Annotated in this window: 25 protein-coding genes and 1 tRNA gene; 8 read left to right on the top strand and 18 right to left on the bottom strand. The window is 38.3% G+C overall.

The window, feature by feature from the left end; translation table 11 throughout:
* The first annotated feature begins 155 nt into the window (after positions 1-155).
* Positions 156-2,165: an NAD-dependent DNA ligase LigA gene (gene ligA / locus OK344_RS10470; RefSeq protein ID WP_265144736.1), complete on the top strand. Its 2,010-nt coding sequence runs from the start codon at positions 156-158 to the stop codon at positions 2,163-2,165.
* Between the two features lie 82 nt (positions 2,166-2,247).
* Here the strand turns inward: ligA and OK344_RS10475 are convergent.
* From OK344_RS10475 to holA, 4 genes are all read right to left on the bottom strand, one after another.
* Positions 2,248-2,332, bottom strand: a tRNA-Ser gene (locus OK344_RS10475).
* A gap of 109 nt (positions 2,333-2,441) precedes the next feature.
* On the bottom strand, positions 2,442-2,807 hold the full coding sequence (gene crcB, locus OK344_RS10480) for a fluoride efflux transporter CrcB (protein ID WP_265144737.1): 366 nt from the start codon (positions 2,805-2,807) through the stop codon (positions 2,442-2,444).
* 17 nt (positions 2,808-2,824) lie between these two features.
* Positions 2,825-3,769, bottom strand: coding sequence for a thioredoxin-disulfide reductase (trxB, locus tag OK344_RS10485; RefSeq protein WP_088468879.1), 945 nt, complete (start codon positions 3,767-3,769; stop codon positions 2,825-2,827).
* 244 nt (positions 3,770-4,013) lie between these two features.
* Entirely contained in the window at positions 4,014-5,051 is a 1,038-nt protein-coding gene (gene holA, locus OK344_RS10490) for a DNA polymerase III subunit delta (protein WP_265144739.1), read from the bottom strand.
* 2 nt (positions 5,052-5,053) lie between these two features.
* Here holA and OK344_RS10495 point away from each other — a divergent pair, with 2 nt between their 5' ends.
* Genes OK344_RS10495 through OK344_RS10505 form a run of 3 tightly spaced genes read left to right on the top strand, consistent with a single transcriptional unit; the run spans position 5,054 to position 7,418 of the window.
* The gene (locus tag OK344_RS10495) at positions 5,054-5,488 is read left to right on the top strand and encodes a type I restriction enzyme HsdR N-terminal domain-containing protein (protein WP_265144740.1); all 435 of its coding nucleotides are present in this window, start codon (positions 5,054-5,056) and stop codon (positions 5,486-5,488) included.
* Between the two features lie 9 nt (positions 5,489-5,497).
* Positions 5,498-6,784 carry a Na+/H+ antiporter NhaC family protein gene (locus OK344_RS10500; RefSeq protein ID WP_265144741.1) on the top strand — a complete coding sequence of 429 codons (1,287 nt, stop codon included), beginning with the start codon at positions 5,498-5,500 and terminating at the stop codon, positions 6,782-6,784.
* 10 nt (positions 6,785-6,794) lie between these two features.
* The gene (locus OK344_RS10505) at positions 6,795-7,418 is read left to right on the top strand and encodes an HAD family hydrolase (protein WP_265144742.1); all 624 of its coding nucleotides are present in this window, start codon (positions 6,795-6,797) and stop codon (positions 7,416-7,418) included.
* Here the strand turns inward: OK344_RS10505 and OK344_RS10510 are convergent.
* From OK344_RS10510 to OK344_RS10565, 12 genes are all read right to left on the bottom strand, one after another.
* Positions 7,415-7,774 (bottom strand): cupin domain-containing protein, encoded by a 360-nt coding sequence (locus OK344_RS10510; RefSeq protein WP_265144743.1) that lies wholly within the window; start codon positions 7,772-7,774, stop codon positions 7,415-7,417. The genes OK344_RS10505 and OK344_RS10510 overlap by 4 nt on opposite strands.
* Before the next feature lie 64 nt (positions 7,775-7,838).
* Positions 7,839-8,300, bottom strand: a complete 462-nt coding sequence (locus OK344_RS10515) for an Lrp/AsnC family transcriptional regulator (protein WP_088468874.1) — start codon at positions 8,298-8,300, stop codon at positions 7,839-7,841.
* A 3-nt stretch (positions 8,301-8,303) separates the two neighbouring features.
* Complete coding sequence (gene argH / locus OK344_RS10520) at positions 8,304-9,617, bottom strand: argininosuccinate lyase (RefSeq protein WP_265144744.1); 1,314 nt, start codon at positions 9,615-9,617, stop codon at positions 8,304-8,306.
* Between the two features lie 3 nt (positions 9,618-9,620).
* Entirely contained in the window at positions 9,621-10,673 is a 1,053-nt protein-coding gene (locus OK344_RS10525; RefSeq protein WP_265144745.1) for a M20 family metallo-hydrolase, read from the bottom strand.
* Positions 10,673-11,461 (bottom strand): acetylglutamate kinase, encoded by a 789-nt coding sequence (gene argB / locus OK344_RS10530; RefSeq protein WP_265144746.1) that lies wholly within the window; start codon positions 11,459-11,461, stop codon positions 10,673-10,675. Before argB ends, OK344_RS10525 begins: the two co-directional genes overlap by 1 nt.
* A 1-nt stretch (position 11,462) precedes the next feature.
* Entirely contained in the window at positions 11,463-12,416 is a 954-nt protein-coding gene (locus OK344_RS10535; RefSeq protein ID WP_088468870.1) for a Rossmann-fold NAD(P)-binding domain-containing protein, read from the bottom strand.
* 3 nt (positions 12,417-12,419) lie between these two features.
* On the bottom strand, positions 12,420-13,559 hold the full coding sequence (locus OK344_RS10540; protein WP_265144747.1) for an aspartate aminotransferase family protein: 1,140 nt from the start codon (positions 13,557-13,559) through the stop codon (positions 12,420-12,422).
* A gap of 2 nt (positions 13,560-13,561) precedes the next feature.
* A complete protein-coding gene (gene argC, locus OK344_RS10545) occupies positions 13,562-14,536 on the bottom strand; it encodes an N-acetyl-gamma-glutamyl-phosphate reductase (protein ID WP_265144748.1) in 975 nt (324 codons plus the stop codon).
* A 1-nt stretch (position 14,537) separates the two neighbouring features.
* Positions 14,538-15,728, bottom strand: coding sequence for an argininosuccinate synthase (gene argG / locus OK344_RS10550; RefSeq protein WP_265144749.1), 1,191 nt, complete (start codon positions 15,726-15,728; stop codon positions 14,538-14,540).
* Positions 15,716-16,351 (bottom strand): N-acetyltransferase, encoded by a 636-nt coding sequence (locus tag OK344_RS10555; RefSeq protein WP_179285914.1) that lies wholly within the window; start codon positions 16,349-16,351, stop codon positions 15,716-15,718. The genes argG and OK344_RS10555 overlap by 13 nt, the downstream gene beginning before the upstream one ends.
* A gap of 207 nt (positions 16,352-16,558) precedes the next feature.
* Complete coding sequence (locus OK344_RS10560) at positions 16,559-17,212, bottom strand: CoA transferase subunit B (protein ID WP_265144750.1); 654 nt, start codon at positions 17,210-17,212, stop codon at positions 16,559-16,561.
* Positions 17,212-17,916 carry a CoA transferase subunit A gene (locus OK344_RS10565; protein WP_265144751.1) on the bottom strand — a complete coding sequence of 235 codons (705 nt, stop codon included), beginning with the start codon at positions 17,914-17,916 and terminating at the stop codon, positions 17,212-17,214. The genes OK344_RS10560 and OK344_RS10565 overlap by 1 nt, the downstream gene beginning before the upstream one ends.
* A gap of 248 nt (positions 17,917-18,164) precedes the next feature.
* Here OK344_RS10565 and rplS point away from each other — a divergent pair, with 248 nt between their 5' ends.
* Entirely contained in the window at positions 18,165-18,518 is a 354-nt protein-coding gene (gene rplS, locus OK344_RS10570) for a 50S ribosomal protein L19 (RefSeq protein WP_088468863.1), read from the top strand.
* Positions 18,519-18,689: 171 nt separating this feature from the next.
* On the opposite strand, the gene OK344_RS10575 is transcribed toward rplS, so the two are convergent.
* Both OK344_RS10575 and rpsA read right to left on the bottom strand, forming a co-directional pair.
* Entirely contained in the window at positions 18,690-21,284 is a 2,595-nt protein-coding gene (locus OK344_RS10575) for a T9SS-dependent M36 family metallopeptidase (protein WP_265144752.1), read from the bottom strand.
* Positions 21,285-21,398: 114 nt separating this feature from the next.
* The gene (gene rpsA, locus OK344_RS10580; RefSeq protein ID WP_265144753.1) at positions 21,399-23,192 is read right to left on the bottom strand and encodes a 30S ribosomal protein S1; all 1,794 of its coding nucleotides are present in this window, start codon (positions 23,190-23,192) and stop codon (positions 21,399-21,401) included.
* A gap of 225 nt (positions 23,193-23,417) precedes the next feature.
* Here rpsA and OK344_RS10585 point away from each other — a divergent pair, with 225 nt between their 5' ends.
* The 3 genes from OK344_RS10585 to OK344_RS10595 all read left to right on the top strand — a co-directional run bounded on the left by OK344_RS10585 (position 23,418) and on the right by OK344_RS10595 (position 26,603).
* Positions 23,418-24,725, top strand: a complete 1,308-nt coding sequence (locus OK344_RS10585; RefSeq protein WP_265144754.1) for a DEAD/DEAH box helicase — start codon at positions 23,418-23,420, stop codon at positions 24,723-24,725.
* Between the two features lie 47 nt (positions 24,726-24,772).
* Complete coding sequence (locus tag OK344_RS10590) at positions 24,773-25,114, top strand: MerR family transcriptional regulator (RefSeq protein ID WP_265144755.1); 342 nt, start codon at positions 24,773-24,775, stop codon at positions 25,112-25,114.
* Positions 25,115-25,202: 88 nt separating this feature from the next.
* Positions 25,203-26,603 carry a helix-hairpin-helix domain-containing protein gene (locus tag OK344_RS10595; protein ID WP_265144756.1) on the top strand — a complete coding sequence of 467 codons (1,401 nt, stop codon included), beginning with the start codon at positions 25,203-25,205 and terminating at the stop codon, positions 26,601-26,603.
* Positions 26,604-26,630: the final 27 nt, after the last annotated feature.

The following is a 26,630-nucleotide window of genomic DNA, read 5'->3' on the forward strand; positions in this document are numbered from 1 at the left end:
CTAAATTAGTATTTATTTTTAAAATTAATACAATTTACAAACACAACCCTTATAAAATTAGGAGTAAATTTAATTTTATCTATTTTTATTTAAAATTAGCTATTGAAGTTATTGTTTCTATAGAATTAGTATTTTTGTAAAAATCTACCTTCAAAATGTCGGAAAATATTCAAAAAAAAATAGAAGATCTGCGCGAAGAACTTCATCAACATAACTATAATTATTACACCTTAGATGAACCTACAATTTCAGATTTCGAATTCGATCTGAAACTGAAAGAACTTCAGGAGCTGGAAGAAAAACACCCGGAATTTTACGACAGTAACTCTCCTACTTCACGTGTTGGCGGCGAAATCACCAAAAATTTTCCGACGGTTCAGCACCAGTTCCGGATGTATTCCCTGGATAATTCCTACGATTTCAATGATCTGGAAGACTGGGAAAAACGCGTTCAGAAAGCCTTAAATGAGCCTGTAGAGTTTGTCGCAGAACTGAAATACGACGGCGCTTCGATTTCAATCTTATACGAAAACGGAAAACTTAAAGAAGCCGTAACCCGTGGCGACGGTTTTCAGGGTGACGAAATTACACCAAATGTGAAAACAATTTCAGAAATTCCGATGCAGCTTCACGGTGATTATCCGGATCGGTTTTTCATCCGGGGCGAAATTTATTTAACAAGAAAAAACTTTGATAAAATCAATAAAAGACGCGAAGAAGAAGGTCTAGATCCCTTCATGAATCCCAGAAATACAGCTTCCGGAAGTCTGAAAATTCAGGATTCTGCAGAAGTGAGAAAACGCGGACTTTCAGCGGTTCTTTATCAGTACATATCAAGTGAATTTCCGGCAAAAACACACTGGGAGCTGCTTCAGAAAGCAAAATCCTGGGGATTTCATATTTCAGAACAGGCAAAACTGTGTAAAACACTGGATGAAGTTAAAGCATTCATCACGCACTGGGATACCGCAAGGCATCAGTTAGGCTTCGATATCGACGGCATTGTGATAAAGGTAAACGATTTGTCGCAGCAGAGGACTTTAGGCTACACGGCGAAATCTCCACGTTGGGCGATGGCGTATAAATTCAAAGCTGAAAAAGTCGAAACTGAATTAGAGAAAGTAACTTACCAAGTTGGAAGAACCGGCGCAATAACTCCGGTCGCCAATCTGAAACCTGTTTTATTGGCAGGAACTGTGGTGAAAAGGGCGAGTTTGCACAACGAAGACATCATCAAAAAATTGGGTCTCCACGAACATGATTTTGTATTTGTGGAAAAAGGCGGTGAGATTATTCCAAAGATTGTCGGCGTTAATTTAGAGAAAAGAGATCCTGAAAATCCGGAAATTCAATACATCAAAACTTGCCCTGAATGTGGAACTGAACTGGTGAAAATTGAAGATCAGGCGATACATTTTTGTCCGAACGAGTTGCATTGTCCGCCACAGGTTGTCGGCCGAATGATTCATTATGTATCGAGAAAAGCTTTAAATATTGAAAATCTTGGTAGCGAAACTATCGAACAATTGTACCGCGAAAAACTGGTAGAAAATCCTGCAGATTTCTATGCATTAACAAAGGAGCAGCTTCTTCCGCTGGAACGCATGGCTGAAAAATCTGCCCAGAATATTATTTCCGGCATCGAAAAGTCAAAAGAAATACCTTTCGAGAAAGTCCTTTACGGCATTGGAATTAAGCACGTTGGAGAAACGGTAGCCAAAAAACTGGCAAAAAATTTTGAATCGATTGATGAACTGAAAAAAGCTACCGCAGCAGAACTGATTCAGGTAGAAGACATCGGCGGAAAAATTGCGGAAAGTATTGTAGCATTCTTTGAAAATTCGGAAAATCAGTTGATGATTGAACGTTTGAAGTCTTACGGAGTTCAATTAGAAAAAGGAGAAAGTACGAATGAAGTTTTAAGCAATGTTCTAGAAAACAAAACTTTTCTATTCACAGGAAAACTATCACTTTTCACACGCGACGATGCTGAAGCAATGGTTGAAAAACACGGCGGGAAAAACATTTCTGCGGTTTCTAAAAACCTTAATTATCTTGTTGTTGGTGAAAAAGCCGGAAGTAAACTTAAAAAAGCCCAGGACATCGGTATCATCGAAATTCTGGATGAGCAGCAATTTCTTGATTTGCTGGGAACACCATCCTAAAAACTAAAATAAAAATCAAATAAAAAACCCTTTAAAACTTACGTTTTAAAGGGTTTAAATGTAAACCGTGAAATTTACAAGGCGGAGGAACAGGGATTCGAACCCCGGGACCTGTTACAGTCAACAGTTTTCAAGACTGCCGCAATCGACCACTCTGCCATTCCTCCAGTAAAATGATTTCTCATTTTCAGTGGTGCAAATATAAAGAGCTTTTCTATACCGACCAAATATTTCTTTGAAAAATATCTTAAAAACCTAATATTCAAAGGGAAAAATTTAATTCTTAGCAATATTTAATCCTAAATAAACTGCGCCAAATCCCACAATTACACTCAAAAGAATATAACAAATCAGCATGGCATAATTTCCATTTTCCCAAATCGAAATATTTTCCGCCGAAAAGGTAGAAAATGTGGTAAATCCGCCGCAAAAACCTGTGATCAAAAGAAACTTCAGGTAACTATCGATCTTAATGAAATAAGAACTGAAGACTCCGATCAAGAAACAACCAATAATATTTACCACAAAAGTTCCCATCGGAAAAGAGTTGATGTTCCATAATTTCTGGGTGTAATTGGAAACAACAAAGCGCAAAACGCTTCCGAAACCACCGCCAAGAAATATATAGACCAAGTTTCTCATCCTTTTTTATAAGTATTTTACTGTGCTAATTCTGCCAGATATTTTTCTGCATCCATGGCAGCCATACATCCGCTTCCCGCTGCAGTAATCGCCTGGCGATATCTGTGATCCTGAACATCGCCCGCTGCGAAAACTCCTGGCAAATTGGTCAAGGTAGAACCTGGAACTGTCTTAATGTATCCGTTTTCATCCAAATGGATTTGTCCTGCAAAAATATCCGTATTCGGTTTGTGTCCGATTGCGATAAAAATTCCGTGCACGTCTATTTTTGAAATTTCCTGAGTTTGATTATTAATCACCACTGCTCTTTCGACCAAAGCATTTTCACCTTCAATTCCGATTAATTCGTGGTTGAATTTCACTTCGATGTTCGGTGTGTTTTCTACCCTGTGAATCATCGCCTTCGAGGCGCGGAAGGTATCTTTTCTTACCAACATCGTAACTTTATTCGTGAGTTTCGCAAGATATGTAGCTTCTTCAGCAGCGGTATCGCCCGCTCCTACCACGATTACATCTTTACCTTTGTAGAAAAATCCGTCGCAGGTTGCACACGCCGAAACGCCTCCCCCTGAATATTTTTTTTCATCATCAAGACCTAAATATTTTGCCGTAGCACCTGTGGAAATAATTACAGATTTTGCCAAAATCTCTTTATTGCCGGCCCAGAGTTTATGAATCCCGCCTACTTCTGTAGAAAATTCTGCTTTTGTGATGAGTTCGTAATGAACTTTTGTATCGAATCTTTCTGCCTGTTTCTGCAGATCCATCATCATCTGGGGACCTGTAACCCCATCGGGATAACCGGGAAAATTATCAACTTCGGTGGTTGTGGTTAATTGTCCGCCAGGTTCAAGGCCGGTGTATAATTCGGGTTTCAAATCGGCTCTTGCGGCATAAATTGCTGCGGTAAATCCGGAAGGTCCGGAACCTACGATCACGCAGTCTAAAATATTCTGTTCCATTATTTACTTAATGTTTATGATTTTGAGTTTTCAAAAATCGTTATTTATTTTGGGTTGAAGTATATGTTATGATGAATTTTTTCGATTGCAGAAATCTGGTGTATTATTATTTTAAATTCTTCTCTAATGAGTAACTGCTTTTCCTTTTGAAAAATATCCCGCGACCCGACCTGAGTGGAGCTCTTTTTGCGTAACAGAGTGAAGCAAAAAAGCGGGAACGGAGGGCGGAAACAGTCGCCCAAAATCACACTTTCACCTTTAAGCGGTCCACATGCAGAATTTTGTATACCATTTCTCGCAGCAACTCGCTTTCTTCCATATTTACGGCGCCTAAACCTTTGTTTTTCAGGTCCATTTCGCGCAGTATGGAGATAATTCTCGTACAGTGTTTGAGGTTGTAAAAACGTGCAGCTTCAGTATAACTTTTGACAAAATAAGGGTGTACGCCCATTGCGGATGCCATCGCCTGCTGCGATTGTCCTGCCATGGTGTGGTAAATCACCAGATTCGAAAAAAAGTTGTATAAATTGCCGATTACCATTGGGAACGAATTGTTTTTTGGCGATTTCCCCATGAAATGTGCGATCCGCAGCGCGTTGCTTTCATCTTTTTTACCAATTGCTTTGATGAGTTCAAAAACATTAAAATCTTTGCTGATTCCGATGTGGGTTTCGATGATTTTTTCGTCGAGAAGTTCATCGCTTTTCAGAATCATTTTGAGTTTACTGAGTTCGTTGGAAATCCTTGACAAATCGGTTCCGAGGTATTCGGAGAGTAATAAAGGAATATCTGGTTTTGTTTTCAGACCGACATTGCGAAGCTCCTGCTCGATCCATTTCGGGACTTCATAATCCTTCATTTTTGGACTTTCGAAAAGCATCTTGTTTTTGGAAAGCATCTTGGCAAAACTTTTCCGCGAATCAACTTTTTTATATTTGTGAGCGATGACCAAAAGTGTAGATTCTACAGGATTTTCTGCATATATTTTTAAAGCATCTGCTTCTTTTTCTGTCATGCGGATTTCCTGAGCTTCTTTAAGGATAATTACCTGCCTGTCGCCCATCATCGGAAACTGCCGCGCCATAGATAGTACCTCGCTGAAGGTAGTATCTTTGCCATAAACCAACGTTTGGTTGAAAGCTTTTTCGTCTTCTGCCAGAACGTCGTTTTCAAAAGCTTTTACAGCCACATCCATAAAAAAAGGTTCTTCGCCATGAAAAAAATAAATCGGCTGAAACTCTTTATTTTTAATATTTTTGAGGATTAAATCTAATTCTTTCATAAATGCAACTTCCGGAACTGAATTTTGAGGATACTTTTGATTTGCAAATCAAGAGAGACAAAGATAGGTTTTTTATTTATGATTTGGTCCGGAAAAACTGGCTTCTCCTTACGCCTGAAGAATGGGTAAGGCAACATTGGGTGCATTATTTTCATGTAAAAAAACGCCGTAATCTCTCGTCGCTGATTTTAGAAAAAAAACTGGAACTTAACGGAACCACCAAGCGAATCGATCTTTTGGTAACCGAAAAAACTGTCCCTAAAATCTTGGTCGAATGTAAAGCTCCCAAAATAAAGCTTACCCAAAAAACTTTCGAACAGACCGCAAGATACAATTCCATTATCGGGGCTGAAGAAATTATTCTGAGTAACGGTTTGCATCACGTGTATGCGAAATTTTCAGACAATCATTATGTGTTTTCGCGTTTTGAAGAGTAATTTTGCATCATGATTAAACTTAACCCGAATCTCGTAGCAATTTTTCCGCTGCTGATTTTTGTTTTTGTATTTCTTGGTTTCGGGATTTACTACGATGATTTTTACTCGCTGCCTTCGCCCATTGCTGCTCTATTAGGAATCACCTCAGCATTTGTACTTTTAAAAGGCAGCATCAACAGCAAAGTTGATACATTCCTGAAAGGCTGCGGCGACGGGAAAATTCTCACCATGTGTATAATTTACCTTCTGGCAGGAGCTTTTGCAACGGTAACAGCCGCCACCGGAAGTGTCGATTCTATCGTTAATCTCGGACTCACCTATATTTCACCCGCATATTTTCCTGTGGGAGTTTTTGTTATTGCTTCGTTTCTTTCTTTTGCGTCGGGAACTTCAGTGGGCTCCATTGTTACTTTAGGTCCGATTGTGATTGCTTTGGCTGAAAAAAGCGGCTCACCTTTAGGGTTAATTGGTGCGTGTCTTCTTTCCGGTGCCATGTTTGGTGATAATCTTTCTCTGATTTCCGATACCACAATTGCCGCTACGCAAACTTTAGGCTGCCAGATGAAAGACAAATTCCGTTTTAACTCGAAAATCGCGATTCCTGCAGCGGTTGCAGCCATTATCATTTTAACGGTAATGGGCTTCAGTCAGGAAAACACAGCTGCTGCAGCCGCCACAGCAAAAGACTTTAATCTGATGTTGGTGCTGCCCTATATTTTGGTAATTGTGCTTTCTTTATTGGGTTTAAATGTATTTGTAGTACTGTTCGCAGGGCTTATTTTTGCAGGACTTCTGGGTTTTGGTTACGGAAGTTTCGATTTTCTTGGTTTCGCAAAGAAAACTTACGAAGGCTTTACCAGCATGACCGAAATTTTCCTGCTCTCGCTTCTTACAGGCGGTTTAGCCGCGTTGGTTGAAAAAGCCGGTGGAATTTCGTTTCTTATCGCAAAAATCAGCAAAGTCATCAGTTCAAAAAAAACAGCATTACTGGGGATCGGTGGATTGGTAACAGCAGCAAATCTTTGTGTCGCCAACAACACGATTTCAATTATTATCTCCGGGAAAGTTGCCAAAGAAATCAACGATAAATATGGTTTGAAACCCCAGCAAAGCGCGTCGGTACTTGATATTTTTTCGTGTTATGTACAGGGACTGATTCCTTACGGCGCGCAGATTCTTATTCTGATTTCTCTCAGCAGTTTTAAAATGAATTATGTCGAACTCGTACAGTATTCATTTTATCTCCACATTCTCTTAATTTTCACACTGATCAGTATTCTGTTTGGTAAAAAGTAATCAACAAAAAATGCAGCAAAATTTAACGATAAAAAATATTATTTTCGATTTTGGAGGCGTGGTGATGGACTGGAATCCGCGCTATTTCTTCAAAGATTATTTCAATGATGATGAGCGGATGGAATATTTCCTGAAATACATTGCTCACGATGAATGGAATGCCGAGCAGGACCGCGGAAGAAGTTTATCAGAAGGAACCGAAATACAGGTTCAGAAATTCCCGGAATGGGAAAAGGAACTCCGTGCTTATTACGACAACTGGACCAGGATGCTGAGAGCAGATATCCCCGAAAATGTAGAAGTTTTAAGAAAACTGCAGCATTCGGATTATGAATTGTTCGGGCTCACGAACTGGTCGGCCGAAACCTTCCCTTACGCACTGGAAAACTATGATTTCTTCGACATTTTCGAAGGTAAAATTGTTGTTTCAGGTACTGAGAAACTCATTAAACCCGATCCGAAAATCTGGCATGTACTCCTCGAAAGGTATAATCTAAAGGCTGAAGAATCTGTTTTCATCGACGATAATCCGAAAAACATTGAAGTCGCAAAATCTTTAGGATTCGCAACTGTACACATTATCGAAGAAATCAACCTGGAAAAAGAATTGAAGAGTTTGGGTCTGATATTTTAATCTTCACGGTTCACCAACTCCATCGAAAAAGCTGGCAGACAAATGGCGAGATATTCGCACGATTCTGAAAACGGATTGCTGTAACGGATCCGGGCACCTTTATTAATTTTTATACTTTCTCCGGCTTCCAGGACAACGATTTCACCGTCAATTTCAAACTGTTTTTTACCTTTGATGATGTAAGTATATTCATCAAATTCGGGAGTTTGATGCGGCTCGCTCCAGTTCGGCGGCGCCACCATGTGCGCAATGGAAACATCAGTAATTCCGGTAGAATTTCCCCAGATTTCCTCAATTAGTTTGCCATCGGTGGTTGGGACAATAAACGGATTTTTCTGAATTTTATATTTCGACATGATGAATTTTTTGAGAGTTTAATGTATTCAAAATTAAAGAAAAAATCAGGGAAATTTCCTGATTTTAAAAAGTAAATTTGGTGTCATTTTTTATCACCGAAAGCACAATATTGCTGTGATACTGGCCGATGTTAGGGATATTTGCCACTACCGTCGTCATAAAATTATTGTATTCCTTGATGTTTTTGGCAACCACTTTAATCATATAATCGTACTGCCCGGAAAGACTCACCACTTCCAGAACCTGAGGTTCAGACTTTATTTTCCGTTCGAATTCCTGAAGTTTATTGTTCGACTGCTCTTTCAAAACTATATTACAGTACGCCATAATTTCAAATCCGGCGAGTTCAGCGTCAATCAGCACCACATTTTTCCGGATGATGCCGTGATGTTTGAGGGATTTTATTCTTTCATAAGTCGCGGTGAACGAAAGTCCGATTTTTTCCGCCAAATCTTTCACGGAAACGGTGGAATCTTCCTGCAGGAAATTGAGAATTTTGTGGTCTGTACTGTCTAAAGTTTTCATAAATTATTTAAATTTCTGGAAGATTTCTTCAAACTGAGCAGAAATCTCATCGAGGCACAAATTCCCAATACTTCCTTTGTGGGTGTGCTTTAAATCATCGTTCCGGTAATGATAAGTACCGTTTTCAATGGAATTTCCGACCTCGCGGTAGGCTTCCCGAAAACTCGCCCCATTCATTACCAACTCATTGATTTTTTCGACGCTGAAAAGATAATCATATTTTTCGTCCTTTAAAATATCTTCTTTCACATTGATATGTTTCAGCATGAATTCAAAAATACTTAAACAATCTTTTAAATCCTGAATTCCAGGGAAAATAATTTCTTTGGTCAGTTGAAAATCTCTGTGGTAACCGGATGGAAGGTTATTCGTAAGCAGCGTCAATTCATTCGGAATACTTTGGATTCGCGCAGATTTTGCCCGGATCAATTCAAAAACATCAGGATTTTTTTTGTGAGGCATAATACTGCTTCCGGTCGTAAGTTCCGACGGAAAGCTGATGAAACCGTAATTCTGATTGCTGAACATGCAGATATCGTAAGCCAATTTTCCAAAAGTTGCTGCCAAAGTACTCATCGCCATCGCCGTGATTTTCTCTGATTTTCCGCGGGTCATTTGCGCATAAACGGAATTGATGTTCATTTTTTCAAGATTCAATTCTTTGGTCGTAAATTCTCTGTCAAGCGGAAAAGAAGAACCAAAACCAGCACCCGAACCCAAAGGATTTTTTTGAACCACCGATAAAGCCGCTGCCAAAACCTCCAAATCTTCCGATAAAGATTCTGCAAAAGCGCTGAACCAAAGCCCAAATGAAGAAGGCATTCCGATCTGAAAATGCGTATAACCGGGCATTAAGGCGGATTTATGCGTTTCTGAAAGAGAAATTAATTGGTCAAATAAATTTTTTGAAAGTTGCGCAATCGATTTAATTTCCGCTGCTAAATATAATTTTATTGCCAATAAAACTTGGTCGTTTCGTGATCTTCCGGTATGGATTTTTTTGCCGGCATCGCCTAATTTTTCCGTTAAATTAAACTCAATTTGGCTATGAATATCCTCTACTCCATCTTTAATAAATAGCTGATTTTCTTTGGCCAAAATATACATTTCATCCAATTCTTTTTGAATGGATTCATTCTCTTCCTCTTTCAGAAATCCGATTTTGGTGAGCATTTTACAGTGCGCTTTCGTCCCGACAATGTCGTATTGAGCCAATAAAACATCGAAATCTTTATCTTTACCAACGGTAAATTTTTCAATGATTTCTAAGTGTTTTAGATTCGCGGAATCTTTTGCCCACAATTTTTTATTTTCCATTTTTTAGAGAATATGAGAGAGAATTTTAATGTATTTTTCGATGCCTTCGTTGAGTTCTTTTTCGTAAATAAATTCATCCGCGGTATGAGAACGCGTGGAATCTCCGGGACCAATTTTCACCGAATTGAAAGGCATTAACGCTTGATCTGAAACCGTTGGCGAGCCGTAAAGTTCGCAGTTTTCTTTCTTCGCTGCCAACACGAAAGGATGATCCAAATTAATACTTGAAGAATTCAAAGCCAAAGATCTGGGCTGAATTTCGGACTCCAATTCATTTCTGAAAATCTCCACAATTTCTGAATTTGAATAATGCTCGTTCGTCCGTACATCCACCGTAAAATGACACTGATCCGGAACCACATTATGCTGCGATCCGGCATTGACAATTGTTACCGTTGCTTTTACTTTTCCCAAAACATCAGAAACCTTATCAAAACTTGAATTCTGAATTCTCTGAATATCGCGAACCGCTTTATAAATCGAATTATCGTTATTGATATGAGCCGCATGAGAAGCCGTTCCTTTCGCCACACAATTCAAAACCACCAAGCCTTTTTCAGCAATCGCCAAATCCATTTTCGTAGGTTCGCCCACAATCGCGAAATCAATTTTTCCTAAATCTTCAAGAATCGATTTCACTCCGTTTTCGCCGGAAATTTCTTCTTCTGCCGTCGCTGCGTAAATCAAATTGTACTTGAGTTTCTGATCATAAAAATGTGTGAAAACCGCCCATAAACTCACCAAACTTGCACCCGCATCATTGCTTCCTAAACCGAAAATTTTTCCGTCTTTTTCAACAGCTTTAAACGGATCCAATGTGTACGCCGAATTGGGCTTTACCGTGTCGTGGTGAGAATTCAGCAGAATTGTTGGCAAACTATTATCGAAATAAAGATTTTTTGCCCAGATATTATTTCCTTTTCTCTGAAACGGAATATTCTTTTCGCTTAAATATTTTTCAATAATTAATGCCGTAATTTTCTCTTCTCTACTTAAAGAAGGCGTTTCGATGAGTTGCTTCAAAAAATCTTTGGCGTCTTTTTTTAAAATTTCCATTAATGTAAACTGATGTTTGTTCCCGGTTTTTCCTGATTAAAATAACTTTGTAGCGCATCACTTCTTAGAATTCTTGCTTCTTCCACACCATGATACAACGCTCTGAAAGCCGTTTGCAACTTAGGTATCATTCCATCGGCGATTTGTTTGGTTTCTTTCATTTGCGTAAAATCAGCTTTAGAAATTTCTTCAATAACTGAATTTTCATCGGCAATATCTTTTAAAACTCCATTTTTTTCAAAACAATAAATGAGATGCATTTTATAAGTAGCCGACATTGCTTTTGCAATTTCCGCGGCCATTACATCTGCATTGGTATTCAAAAGTTCGCTTTCTTCACTTATGCTGATCGAATTGACAACCGGAATGATATTTTTAGAAATAAAATCATCAAAAACCATTTCATCAACATTCACAATATCGCCCACAAAACCATAATTAATGATAGAAGCATCTCTTTTTTTTGAAACAATACAGTTCAAATCAGCGCCGGAAAGTCCGATTGCTACACGATTTTTTGACGATAAACCCGCAACAATATTTTTATTAATCAAACCCGCGTAAACCATTGTGCAAAGTTCCAAAGTTTCCGCAGAAGTGATGCGTCGTCCTTCCACCATTTGTTGTGGAATCTGCAGTTTTTGGGCGAGTTCTGTTACTTTTTTTCCGCCACCGTGAACCAAAATTATTTTTTTTCCCGATGTTGCAATTGTTTTTAAACAAATCTTCAGCGTTTCAGGATTATTAATGGTTTCGCCACCAATTTTTATGATGAATAAATCTTCCATTTTACAACGAATTTTCGAGAATTTTCTTGATGATTAATTGCGCAGAAAGCGTTCTGTTATTGGCTTGTTGATAAATTAAAGAGTTGGCAGAATCCAAAACCGCATCGCTCATTTCCAGATTTCTACGAACCGGAAGACAGTGCATGAATTTCGTTTCCGGATTGGTTTTTAAAAATTCTTCACCCAAAAGCCAATTTCCTTTTACTTCAGGCATTGCGCCATAATCATCAAATGACGACCAGTTTTTCACATACACAAAATCCGCATCCTTTAACGCTTCTTCCTGATTGTGATATACTTTTACATCACCCGTAAATTCTTTGCTTAAATCATAACCTTCCGGATTTGCGATACAAAAATCGACTTCCGAAGCGTTCATCCATTCCGCGAAAGAGTTCCCAACTGCTTGTGGAAGCGCTTTGATATGTGGTGCCCAAGATAAAACTACTTTCGGTTTCTGAGGTTTTTGCCAGTTTTCACGAATCGTAATTAAATCCGCAAAGCTCTGCAAAGGGTGTCGTGTAGCGGATTCTAGAGAAATTACCGGAACTGTTGCGTATTTGATGAATGAATTCAAAACGAACTCGCTGTAATCTTCGTCACGATCTTTTAAACCCGGAAAACAACGCAAACCGATAACGTCGCAATATTCGCTTAAAACTTTAGCTGCATCTTTGATGTGTTCAACCGTAGAGCCGTTCATCACTGCATTTTCTGCGAATTCCCAGTTCCAAGCATCTTGTCCGGCGTTGATGACCTGAACCTGCATTCCGAGGTTCATTCCAGCTTTTTGACTGCTCATTCTCGTTCTTAAACTTGGGTTTAGAAAGACCAATCCTAGCGTTTTATTTTTCCCTAAATCACTGAAACCATAAAGATTTTTTTTAAGTTCCAATGATTCCTGAACGAGGATTTCGGGATTTGATATATCGTGTACTGAAGTGAAATTTTTCATTTTTTAAATTGAATTTAAGACTGATTGAAGAGAAGAAATTAAATAATCCATTTCAGGATAAGAAATAGTAAGTGGCGGCAAAAGCCTCATCGTTAAAGGATTTGAAGCGCTTCCGACAAAAATTTTAAACTCTTCCCTTAATATTTTGGAAACTTGTGAAGCCGGAATTTCAAAATCGATTCCGATTAAAAGACCTTTTCCGCGGATTTCCTTGACCCGTGGAATTTCATTTAATTTTTGGACTAAATATTTTCCTTTTTGAAGAGATTCTTCAACTAGATTTTCATTAGAAATAATCTCTAAAACCGCGATTGCAGCTGCACAAGCCAAATGATTTCCACCAAAAGTAGTTCCAAGCATTTTGTGTTTTGCAGGAATTTTCGACGAAACCAAAACGCCACCGATTGGAAAACCGTTTGCCATTCCTTTTGCGGTCGTAATGATGTCAGGCTTTACGTTGAAATACTGATGAGCAAAGAATTTTCCGCTTCTCGCGTAACCCGACTGAATTTCATCTGAAATAAAGAAAACCGAATTTTCAACGCACAATTCGGAGATCTTCGACATCAATTCTTGAGAAGGAATCTGAATTCCGCCAATTCCCTGAATTCCTTCAATAATAACTCCAGCTAAATCCTGAATATTTTCAAAAAAGAGCTTTTCAAATTCCTCCACATTATTCCATTCACAAAAAATAAAATTTGAAGTTTCGTTTACTGGAGCCACAATCGAAGGATCGTCAGTCGCTGCAACTGCCGCGGAAGTTCGTCCGTGAAAAGAATTTTTGAACGTAATGAATTTCTTTTTCCCTGAAATAAAAGATGCAATTTTCAGGGCATTTTCATTCGCTTCCGCGCCTGAATTACACAAAAAAAGATTGTAATCTTCATATTCTGAGATTTTTCCAAGCTTTTCGGCCAATTCTTCCTGCAATTTATTGATCACAGAATTGGAATAAAAACCAATTTTATCGAGCTGATTTTTAATTTTTCCCACATAAAAAGGATGCGAATGGCCAACAGAAATCACCGCGTGACCGCCATAAAAATCGAAATATTCGGTTCCGTTTTCGTCCCAAAGTTTACAGTTTTCTGCCTTCACAATATCTACGGGCATCAAAGGATATACATCAAATAATTTCATGATTAAAAAACAGAAGGTTTAAGATTTAATCCAGATTTTTCATCAAAACCGAACATCAAATTCATATTTTGGATGGCTTGTCCGGAAGCGCCTTTCAACAGATTATCAATCGCCACGTGAATTGCCAGATTTTTCCCGACTTTTTCGATATAAACCACCGCTTTATTGGTGTTTACGACTTGTTTCAGATCAATCGGACTTGCGGAAACGAAAACGAATTTTGAATATTTATAAGCATATTTATAAATTTCCTCGATTTCTGCCTGAGAAAGATTGCTTTCCATCATTAATGAAACGAAAATTCCACGGGTAAAATCACCTCTCCATGGGATGAAATTAATTTCCGTTTTGGTTTCAGAAATCAGTGAAATGCTTTTCTCAATTTCTGCGATATGTTGATGCGTAAAGGTTTTATAAGGAGAAATATTATCATTTCGCCAATTGAAATTCAGCGATTGGTGCAAAGCTTTTCCAGCTCCGGTAGAACCAGTGATTCCTACGCATTGTATTTTTTCAATTTTTTCTTGCTTTAAAATCGGTAAAATTCCCAACTGAATCGCTGTCGCAAAACAGCCCGGATTGGCGATATACGAAGCTTTTACAATTTTTTCTTTGTTAAATTCCGAAAGTCCATAGATGAATTTTTTATCATTCCATTCTTCATCCACACGAAAATCATTTCCCAAATCGATAATTTTAGTTTCGGGCGCAATTCGTTTTTCGTTTTCGATAAGCCAGTTTTTGCTTTCGCCATGCGGAAGACAAAGGAAAATCATATCGGCGGGTTGCGCCAGATTTTCAAATTTTAAAGTTGTTTCCCCGAACAAATCTTTATGAACATCAGAAACAAATTCGCCCTGAAGACTTTGACTCGTCACGAAAGAAATCTCTACATTCGGGTGATAAAGCAAGATTCGAATTAATTCGCCTGCTGTAAAACCTGTTCCGCCTACAATTCCTACTTTTATTTTTTCCATGTTAATTCTTGTTGTTTACCTGATGATAAATGCTTAGCGCATTCGAATAAATTTTGGAGAAACCTTTTACATCAGATTCCGTCCAGGTTTTGTTCATTTCTCCGTAAGAACCGAATTTTGAAGACATTAAATCGTTTTCCGATTCCACTCCGATCAGTGAAAAATGATAAGGTTTAAGTAAAATTTTCACAATTCCATTCACGGTTTTCTGTGAAGACTCGAAAAGCGTTTCAATATCCTGCATCACCGGATCGAGGACCAAACCATCGTGCAGATAATTCCCGTAGGAAAGACTCAGCTGATCTTTAATGAAAAGTTGGCTTTTGGTTAAGGTGTGTTTTTCCAGCAAATGATGGGCTTTCAGAATAATTAAAGGCGCTGCAGCTTCAAAACTCACACGACCTTTGATTCCGATAATTGTGTCGCCAACGTGGGTGTCGCGGCCGATGGCAAAAGCTTGCGCAATTTCCTGAATGAACTGAATCGCCTCAATCGGTTTAGAAAATTCTTGACCATTCACCGCTTTGATTTCGCCTTTTTCGAAAGTAATGCTCATTTCTTCCGGTTCAGTTTTTGAAATTTGCGTTGGAAAGGCCGTTTCCGGTAGTGACAGGTTTGAAGTTAAGGTTTCTTTTCCACCTACAGATGTTCCCCAAAGACCTTTATTGATCGAATATTGCGATTTTTCAAAATTGATTTCGAAACCATTTTCTTTTAAAAATTCTATTTCTTCATTTCTGGAAAGTTTCAGATCACGAATCGGCGTGATGATTTCAATTTCGGGCAAAAGAATCTGAAAAATACTGTCAAATCTCACCTGATCATTTCCCGCACCCGTACTTCCGTGAGCGATGGCTTTTGCACCAATTTTTTTAGCATAATTTGCAATCGCTGTTGCTTGAAAAACTCTTTCAGAACTTACGGAAAGCGGATAAGTATTATTTTTTAAAACATTTCCGAAAATTAAATATTTGATGCATTTTTGATAATAATTCTCCGCATCATCGATTACATGGAAAGATTTTACACCTAAATGATAAGCGCGCTCTTCCGTTTTTTTTATTTCTTCTTCAGAAAATCCACCAAGATTGACCATCACCGCATGCACTTCTAATTGTTTCACTTTCGAAAGATAAACGGCACAAAAAGAAGTATCGAGTCCGCCACTGTAAGCTAAAACTACTTTTTCCATAACATTGTTCTTATTTTTTTGAATTTTGAAAATAACTTCTGGTCATCTTCAGTTTCGGTTTTTTTAATATTTTCAGGTTCTTTCACTTCATTGGGATTATACAGCATTGCGGTACAAAGGCAATTTTTGCGCTCTTTGCTTTTTAGAATCTCAAAATTCACGCAGCTTTGGCATCCGCTCCAGAACACATCATCCTGGGTAAGTTCTGAGTAAGTAACAGGTTTGTACCCTAAGCTGCTGTTGATTTTCATCACTGCAAGACCTGTTGTAAGGCCAAAAAGTTTTGCGTTGGGATATTTTTTGCGTGAGTAATGAAAAATAAACTCCTTTATTTTCCTTGCTAATCCTTCGTTCCTGAATTTTCTGGAAACAATTAATCCGGAATTGGCAACATAAGTTTTATTGCTCCACGTTTCGATATAGCAGAAACCCGCCCACTCGCCTTCCGGAGAGAATGCCATTACTGCTTTCCCTTCATTTATTTTCTCTTCGAGATAAGTTGCAGTACGTTTTGCAATACCGGTTCCGCGCTCTTTCGCAGATTCTTCGATCTCTTTCAAAATAGCCGGCACATATTTAAGGTCCTGAACCTTTGCAACTTTTACTGTAAATTTCGCATTCACTTGTACTTTTATCTAAATTAGATGGCAAAATTAGATGTTTTTTGTTAAATTCAAAATATTTTTAGATATAATTTTTAAAAGAGAAAGTTAAGCCTATTAAAAACATCTGTAAACACGTTAAATTTCAGATAAATAATCTGTTTCACAGAAGCACAAAAAAAATCCCTTTCAAAATTTGAAAGGGATTATATCGGTTGGATATTTGATTTAAAACTGCATTTCCGGAATATCTCCTTCGATAATGAGTTCGGCGTCGGTTGCTTTGATGATATCTTCCACGGAAACTCCGGGAGCACGCTCGAGAAGTTTAAAACCTTTTGGCGTAACATCCATCACGGCAAGTTCTGTCACTACTTTTTTTACACATCCAACACCGGTAAGTGGAAGTGTACATTTTTTAAGAATTTTGCTTTCGCCGGCTTTGTTCACGTGCATCATCGCTACAATAATATTCTCAGCTGAAGCAACCAAGTCCATTGCGCCGCCCATGCCCTTCACCATTTTGCCGGGTATTTTCCAGTTGGCGATATCTCCGTTTTCTGAAACTTCCATGGCTCCAAGAATGGTGAGATCAACTTTTTTGCTGCGGATCATCCCGAAACTGAACGCGGAATCGAAAAACGAAGCTCCCGGAAGTGTTGTAATCGTCTGTTTTCCTGCGTTAATTAAGTCAGGATCCTCTTCGCCTTCGTAAGGAAAAGGTCCCATGCCAAGCACTCCGTTCTCACTTTGGAATTCAACAGAAATATCCTGCGGAACATAGTTTGCGACCAAAGTGGGAATTCCAATCCCGAGATTTACATAATAACGGTCTTTAACTTCCTTTGAAATTCGCTGTGCTATTTGTTCTTTTGTCAACATTATGCTTCTCTTTTTCTGGTTGTACGCTGCTCTATTCTTTTTTCGAATTTTTCGCCCTGGAAAATCCGCTGAACCATAATTCCAGGGATATGAATCTGGTTAGGATCAAGTTCTCCAGGCTCAACCAATTCTTCCACCTCAGCAATGGTAATTTTCCCGGCTCCAGCCATTGGCGCATTGAAATTTCGTGCAGTTCCTCTGAAGATTAAATTTCCTGCGTGATCACCTTTCCAGGCTTTCACGATAGAAAAATCTGCTTCGTAGGCATACTCCAGAATATGCATTTTGCCGTTGAATTCTTTAGTTTCCTTACCTTCCGCAACTTCAGTTCCGTAACCTGCGGGAGTATAAAAAGCCGGAATTCCGTGTTGCGCAGCGCGACATTTTTCCGCTAAAGTTCCCTGTGGCGTGAGTTCCACCTCCAGTTCACCGGAAAGCATTTGTCTTTCGAACTCTGCGTTTTCTCCAACGTAGGATGCGATCATTTTTTTAATCTGTTTTTTTTGAAGAAGCAAACCAAGTCCAAAATCATCGACTCCGGCATTGTTGGAAATACAGGTAAGTCCGGAAATATTACTTGCAACCAGCTCGGCGATTGAATTCTCGGGAATTCCGGATAATCCGAAACCGCCTACAATCACAGTCATTCCATCAGTAATTCCCTGGATGGCTTCTTTGGCATTTTTTACTCTTTTATCGATCATTATTATATTGAAATTTTGTGGCTTGAAATTACAATTTTTTTTAATAAAATTCTATTTGCGTTTTTTGTAAATTCGCAAAAGCTTTTTTTTAAATATTTTAAAATCATTATTGAATTGCAAATTTTTAAAAAATATCTTTTAAAGTATTGGCAGACAGAAAAAATTATGTTATTTTTGCAACCTGTTAATCAACCTCTGACGAAGGACGTGAATGTTGCTTAGCTTGACAAAAAATTTTTATTATAAAAATGGATTTATTAAAGTACGTACAAGACAAGTACATTGCTAAAAAAGAATTCCCAGAATTCAAAGCCGGTGACACCATCACTGTGTATTACGAAATTAAAGAAGGCGCTAAAACTAGAACTCAGTTCTTTAAAGGAACTGTAATTCAGTTGAGAGGAACCGGTCTTACCAAAACATTTACCATCAGAAAAATGAGTGGTGATGTAGGAGTAGAAAGAGTTTTCCCTATCAATTTACCAGCACTTCAGAAAATTGAGGTTGACAGAAGAGGTAAAGTGAAAAGAGCGAGAATCTACTATTTCAGAAACCTTAGAGGTAAAAAAGCGAGAATTAAAGACGCTGCTTACAAAAAGTAATTCAGACAACAACCATAAAAAAACCCATCACATTTTATTTGATGGGTTTTTTAGTGCGTTTTTTTAATCCTGCCTTTACAGCTTTGAAGAAAACGCAATTAATAATTAAAACCTTCGTGAAAAAAACCGCTCCACAAAAATTGCAGAGCGGCTGAAAAATATAATTATTAATTATTTCTTGATCATCAGTTTAGATGAATAATTCACTCCTAAACCTGTTATTTTCACCACATAAACTCCGTTTACGAGCGATTGAGTATTTACCGCATCAGCACCTGAAATCTTCTGGCTGGAAACCAATTTTCCTGTTGCATCAAAAATCTCAACATTTACTTTTCCTAAGATATTTTTACCAGATTTCAGGAAGAATTCGTTTTTCGCCGGATTAGGATAGATGCTTAAGGCTTTACCTGCATTCACATCACTAGTTGCCAGTACACATTCTGCAGGCACATCAAAACTTTCAACCTGATCGTTAATATTTGTTTTTGATCCTGCAGATGCATTTGCACCCAGACCTCTTCTTGCAAAAACGTCCCAAATCATACATTTGTCCTGACCGCCAGTAGTTGCTTGTTCTGCTGCTAAAATTGCATTTCTGCCGCTCACAAAGGTAGGGCTACATTCCTGAAGTTTCAGTGCGTCGGTCACAAGCTGCAGCACTCTAGTACTTCCGTTGGTTGTATTTGCCATTACATCTGATGAGTAACCGTATTTTTCAACATACTTCCAGTGCAGGTCCCATAGCATAGATGCCCAAACGAAACCAATTGAGTGAACATTGGGTACCAACTGACCACTGGTATTGGTATATTCCATTCCGTTCGTATCGCCGTAAGCATAGTTATTAATTCCAAAATCCGGTGAGTACTGTGCCGGTCTGATTCCAAGACCTGTGATATCTTCCGTAATTGCATAAGTACCGATTCCTCTAGGAACTGAAGCGTTATCACCAGGCCTGTTAGTAAGCATCAAGGCAAAGAAATCCGACCAGCCTTCACCCATTTGTTCTTTTGAGTTGGACGAGGACAGACATGAATAACCGCTTCCTGTATTTCTGTTGGAAATTCCGTGACCATATTCGTGAATTACAATTCCGTTATCAAAACTTCCGTCTCTAATTTTTTGTGTTGCAGGGTCATATTTCAAGGTTATATTTACAGTTTTTGTTGCCAGTAAATTTTTCATATATACACCTTCGGAGTTCTCTACCAATACCGACGGAATTGTAATCGTAGCATCAACTCCCGCCATTCCAGAGGTTGGCGTAGAGGTTGGCAAACTGTAGATAATTGCAGCGAGCGCACCGGCATTCTGTGCATTTTTCACTTTAACCACAAAATCACATGACCCTCTTTCGATTAAACCGATCATTCCGGTAAGCGAACCAGCTGGCAAAGCAGTACAGGCATCAAGCACGGGAGCCAGTTTCACATCTGCTGTAATGCCTGTAGGTGTAAGTGCAGGTCCAAAAGTGGTAGAAATGTAATTCTGAACCACTCTTCCCACCGCTTCTGCAGGAGCGTTGTAGAACACCCGCTCCAAAACCGAAGGATTCCATAAATACATCTGCATTCTAGGTCTTGATCCATCGATAGGTGTTGAAAAATTTGCATTATCTGTACCGCCGCCATCTTGTGATTCAGCCTGCACGTAATCGTTCTGGCCACCACCTTTACCAAAATTCCACGCCTGGAAATTTCTTGCAGTTTCGGTAAATCCTAAACGGTAAAAAATATCGTGAATCTTGTTGTTAACATAAAACAGATTGGTGGTTGAAGCATTTAAATTCGCAGGTGTATTATTTACGATAAATGGAAAATCGAACACACGGTTGACTCCACCTTCGGCATAAGCTCCCGGTGCATTGGTATTTGCCTTATCCTCATAAGCCATTACATTATTTCCTCTTGTTGTAGTGAAAGTTCCAGTGTAAGTGCCTCCGGGAATGGTATGCCAACCTTCTGGGGATGCATCTGCAAACCAGGGATTTACTTCCAGCGTTCTGTCGCCATGACCAGGACTTTCGATTGGCAGAGCAAACACTCTATAACTTGCATTTAAAGGCGCTAATGCCGTTGCTGGTTTTAAGGAATCACTGAAATCACTGCTGAAACCTTCCGGAAGATGTGCGGTATAATCATGATGATAAGCATCATGATTAAAGGTACAGGAAAGCGTAAGGTTTACTTTGCTCAAAATTTCACCTGTTTTAGCATCGGCAAGAACATCCCAATAATTTGAAGTACCTTTTTCTTCAAAAATATATTCGTGGCATAGCCTTAAATCATTGTTCTCTGTCTGAAAATAGATTAAACGGCTTTTTACAAAAGGTACATCGAGATCGGCATCTATAATACCGATTAGCTGGTAACTTGTACTGTTTTTTAAACCCAGGGACTGCGCGACATTAGCAAAGACTGATTTGTTGTTCGCCGCTTCAGATGGCTGCATTGCGTTCGAGTAATTTTTCGCAAAACTGTCATTAAAAAAGCTGATTTTCTGATCTTTAATCAAAGCGGTACCCACTGCATTATAAACAGGGATTCCGTTATAGGACTGCTGGATTTTAACCACATCCGAATTCATGGATTTGGAAAAATCCTGATTGATGATTTCGAAATTCTTAAGATCGGCTTTCAAAAATGTATTCTTTGCTGAAAGATGGTCCTGAATGATAGACTTGAAGTCCTGTGCGCCCACATTTCCGAAAGAAAACATCAAAAATACCGCAGCAATTTTAAAAGGTAAATTTCTATTTTTCATATATTTTCATTAATTGGGTTCGAAAATATAAAAAATATCAATATGTTTTAGTTTTTTTTCACAAAAAAACGCCTCCGGTTACGGAGGCGTCATTTTATTAAGATCTAGAAGAGATTAGTTACCACCTTCCATTTTCTTTTTCAATTCTGCTAATACATCTAAATCACCTAGAGTTGATTTTTCTTCGTTGCTTGAAGAACCCATTGGCTTGTTAGATGAAGAAGTTTCTCTCACGTTTTTCTTTTCTTCGTCTCTGAAGAATCCTGTGTGAGATACTACTACTCTTTTGAACTCTTTGTTGAACTCGATTACTTTGAACTGTGCTTCTTCACCTTTCTTGATTTTAGAACCATCTTCTTTTTCTAATAATCTTGATGGGCAGAAAGCTTCAACTTCAGCATCTTCGAACTGTACCTGTGCTCCTTTATCGAAAACTTCAGTAGCTTTTCCTGCGTGTACAGTACCTTCAGCATATTTAGTTTCGAATTTATCCCAAGGATTTTCAAGAAGTTGTTTGTGACCTAAAGAAAGTCTTCTTGCCGCTGTATCAAGCTCAAGAACAACTACATCTAATTTATCACCAACTGCACAGAATTCTGATGGGTGTTTGATTTTCTTAGTCCAAGAAAGATCAGAGATGTAGATTAATCCATCGATACCTTCTTCCAATTCTACAAACACACCGAAATTAGTAAAGTTTCTTACCGTTCCAACGTGCTTAGAACCTACTGGATATTTAGTTTCGATATTTGACCAAGGATCCTGGCTAAGCTGCTTCATACCTAAAGAGATTTTTCTGTCTTCTCTGTCAAGGGTTAAAACTTCTGCTTCTACCTCGTCACCTACTTTTACGAAATCACCTGCACTTCTCAAATGAGTAGACCAAGACATTTCTGAAACGTGGATTAATCCTTCTACACCTGGAGCAACCTCTACGAATGCACCGTAATCAGCAAGAACCACTACTTTTCCTTTTACTCTGTCTCCTACTTTTAAGTCAGCAGAAAGTGCGTCCCAAGGATGAGCTTCTAATTGCTTCATACCTAACTGGATTCTTGTTTTCTCGTCATCGAAATCAAGGATTACCACTTTTACAGTTTCACCGTCTGACAGAATTTCTGATGGGTGGTTAACTCTAGACCAAGAAAGGTCTGTGATGTGGATAAGTCCGTCAACACCTCCAAGATCAACGAATACACCGTAAGAAGTGATATTCTTAACAGTTCCTTCAAGAACCTGACCTTTTTCAAGCTGACCGATGATTTCTCTCTTCTGACCTTCAAGATCTGCTTCGATAAGCGCTTTGTGAGATACAACAACGTTTTTGAACTCAGGGTTGATTTTCACCACTTTGAACTCCATTGTTTTACCTACGAACTGATCGTAATCTTTAATAGGCTTCACATCGATTTGAGAACCTGGTAAGAATGCTTCGATACCATGAACGTCAACGATCATACCGCCTTTAGTTCTTGATTTTACGAAACCATTAACGATTTCTCCAGTTTCGTGAAGTTCGTTAACTTTGTCCCAAGCCTTAAGCGTTCTTGCTTTTTTATGAGAAAGCTGTAACTGCCCAGATTTGTCTTCTCTTCTGTCAACCATTACCTCTACTTCATCACCAACTTTTAAACCTTGGTTGTAACGGAATTCGTTAAGAGAAATAACCCCTTCAGATTTGAAGTTGATATCAACAATTGCTTCTTTATCAGTAAGTCTTACAACTTTACCAACAAGAACATCGTTATCCTGAAGGTTGTTAAGAGATCCGTTATAGATTTCCTCTAAATCACTTTTCTCTTTTCTTGCATCAGCATCTAATCCTGATTCGAAAGAATCCCAATCAAACTGTTCTGGTGCTACGTTTTGGTTCAAAAGAACCTCTGCTTTGTCTGTCGTTTCTGACATAATAAAATAATTTGTATTCCTTCTTTTTCAATCTTTGGCTTAATGTGGTTAATGAAAAATACGGAAGATGTTAATTGTTAATGTTTTAACTTAGCCAAATGTTCCCACAAAAAGTGGTGCAAAATTAAGAATTTATTTGGTAAATGCAATAAGATTCGGGAGTATATTTTTAAAATCTTACCGGTCTCATTTTCAAACCAAAGCGTTTTCTTTTACCTTTGCAAAATGAATTTAGAAACCATCTATCAAAAACTGCAGATTCAGGAAATGAATCAGATGCAGAAATCTACCTATACTGCCTCAGAAAACGAAAAAGATGTCATTCTGCTTTCTCCAACAGGATCAGGAAAAACGCTGGCTTTTTTATTTCCGCTGCTAAGAAATTTAAAGAAAAATTCATCGGGAGTTCAGGCGATGATTTTGGTTCCGGCGCGGGAACTTGCTCTGCAGATTGAGCAGGTTTTCAAACAAATGGGTACCGATTTCAAAATTTCTATCTGTTACGGAGGTCACGATAAAAAAGTAGAAATCAACAACTTTCGCGATGCACCTGCCTTACTGATAGGTACTCCGGGACGAATTGCTTATCATTTAAGAAATGAAAATTTTGACCCCTCAACAATCAAAACTTTAATTTTAGATGAGTTCGACAAAGCGCTGGAACTGGGTTTTGAAGAAGATATGAATTACATAATTCAGGCTTTGGAAAACTGTTCGCAACGAATCCTAACCTCGGCAACCGCGATGGATAAAATTCCGTCGTTTGTTGGTTTAAAGGATGAAAAAATCATTAATTTTCTAAAAATTCATGATTCAAAACCTGACATTCAATTGAGAAAGGTAATTACAACTTCGGAAGAAAAATTAGATACTTTATTTCATTTAATCTGTAAAATCGGAAATAAAAGGACACTCGTTTTCTGCAACCACCGCGATGCCGTAGACCGAATTTCTGAGCTTTTAAGAGAAAAGGGAATTGAGCGCGAAACCTTCCACGGCGGAATGGAACAGGATGAAAGAGAGCGTGCACTTCTGAAATTCAGAAATGATTCTTCACGGATTTTAATTACCACGGATTTGGCCTCCCGCGGACTGGATGTTCCGGAGGTTGAATCGATTGTTCATTACCAGTTACCGCCGAAAGAAGATGCGTTCATCCACAGAAACGGCCGTACTGCAAGAATGAACGCCAAAGGTTTTGCTTATTTAATTATGACTGAAGATGAGAATTTCCCGTTCATAAAAAATAATATTCCGGAAGAAAATGTTTCCGAAAGCAACCGTGTTCCCGGGAAAACGCCTTTCCAAACTATTTACATCAGCGCTGGAAAAAAAGACAAAGTAAATAAAGTAGATATTGTAGGCTATCTCATCAAAAAAGGGGAACTCGGCAAAGAAGATATCGGTTTGATTGAAGTAAAAGACACCACTTCCTACGTTGCGGTTGACCGTAAAAAGGTAAAAGATTTGCTGAAAAAATTATCTACCGAAAAACTAAAAGGCAAAAAAGTAAAAATGGAAGTTGCTTACTAAATAAGCCTAAAAATTTCTACCTTTACCAACCTACATTTCCTTTTTTTATGAAACTTAATTTACCCGATAAACTGTATTATTCGATAGGCGAAGTAGCCAAGGCTTTTAATGTTAATACTTCATTAATAAGATATTGGGAACAGGAATTCCCGATTATTAAACCTAAGAAAAATAAAAAAGGAAACCGGTACTTCACTCCTGAAGACCTCAAAAACCTGCAGATTATTTACCATTTGGTTAAAGAAAAAGGATACACGCTAGACGGAGCCCGGATCGCACTCGCTACCAATTCGAAAATATCAGAAACCATCAGCATGATCGACCGTTTGGAGTTTGTAAAAGCTGAGTTACAAAAACTGAAGGATTCCCTGGTAGACAAACCGGAATAAAAAAGGGTGTTTTCAACGCAATAAAACAGGTGTTTTCACTGTAACTTATTGGGTTAATTCATTTTATGTTTGCACAAAATGAATTATCATGCGCTTACCTCTACAAATTTCCGCCGCAAAAAATTATTTTTTAGGACTGGCCACATCGGGAGCAATCATGTTGGGCGGTCTTTTTTATTTTAATTCTGCAAAAACGGATGAGCGGCCACCTGATTCTCTTGAAACTGTAAATTATACAAAAACAGAGAAGAAAGAACTCTCAGAATTTAATCCCAATGATTTATCGGAAAGTGACTGGAAGAATTTAGGATTCTCTGAAAGACAAGTGGCTACCATCTTAAAATATAAGAACGTTGTAGGCGGCGAATTTACTTCAAAAGAACAGCTGAAAAAATGTTATTCCATATCGGAAGAAAAATATTCAGAGCTCGAACCTTATATTTTACTTCCTGAAAAATCACCTTCTGATTCTTACCAAAGATTTACAAATTACCCATCGAATGGTGGAAGCAATTATCCATACCGCGCTTACGAGAAAAAATCGCTCACGATTCCTGGAAAATTTAATCCAGATCATTTTACCGCAGATGATTTTGTAAAAATGGGTTTTACTGAAAAGCAGGCAAGTTCAATATTAAAATACAAAGTTTATCTCGGTGGAAGCTTCATCAGCAAAGAAAAATTCAAAGACTGCTTCATCATAAGCGAAGAGCAGTACCGCAAAATGGAACCTTATCTTCTTCTTCCAGAGAAAACACCTGAAAATTTTTCAGTTAAAAATAATTACAGATCAAATTCTCCGGAAAAAGCCAAAATCGCTTACCAGAATTTCGATCCAAACCTTATTGATCTGGCAGGTTGGCAAAAGTTAGGCTTCTCAGAGAAACAGGCGCAGGTCATCATTAATTACCGAGACCGTAATCTAAAAGGAAGTTTTAAAACCCTGGATGATATTGCACGTTGTTTTGTAATTTCTGAAGAAAAGTTTGAAGAGATGAAACCTTACATTCTACTGAATCCCGAAAATTTTAAAACAACTTTACCTAAAAAGAGTTTCAGCGAGTCGTTGGTTACAAAAGCTGCAAATGAATCTGAATCCAAAACCGATTTTTCAAAAGTTGACATCAACCAAATCAGCTACAAACAACTTATAGAATTTGGTTTTGACGAAAAAAGTGCCGCCATGATGCTGAGTTACCGCAAAAAACTTGGTGGGTTTGTCAACCGACAGCAAATTATCGACACCTACGACATCGATAAAAATCTAGCGCAGAAATTAATTTCCACTGCTTATCTTGATGATTCGAAAGTCGCGAAATATACGCTCGCCGAAGCTCCTGAAGATTGGCTGAAAACACATCCTTACTTTAAATATTCTGCTGATAAAATTATTTATCACCGGATTACAAATCCTGAAGACAGAAAAATATGGAAGCTGATAAAAGTAAAACCGGAATACGAAGCAAAAATGAGATTGTATTTGAAATAGTTTAATTATAGGGTAATAAAAAATCTC

Origin of the sequence: Kaistella yananensis (assembly GCF_026107505.2) — a bacterium.
Classification (GTDB): Bacteria; Bacteroidota; Bacteroidia; order Flavobacteriales; family Weeksellaceae; genus Kaistella; species Kaistella yananensis.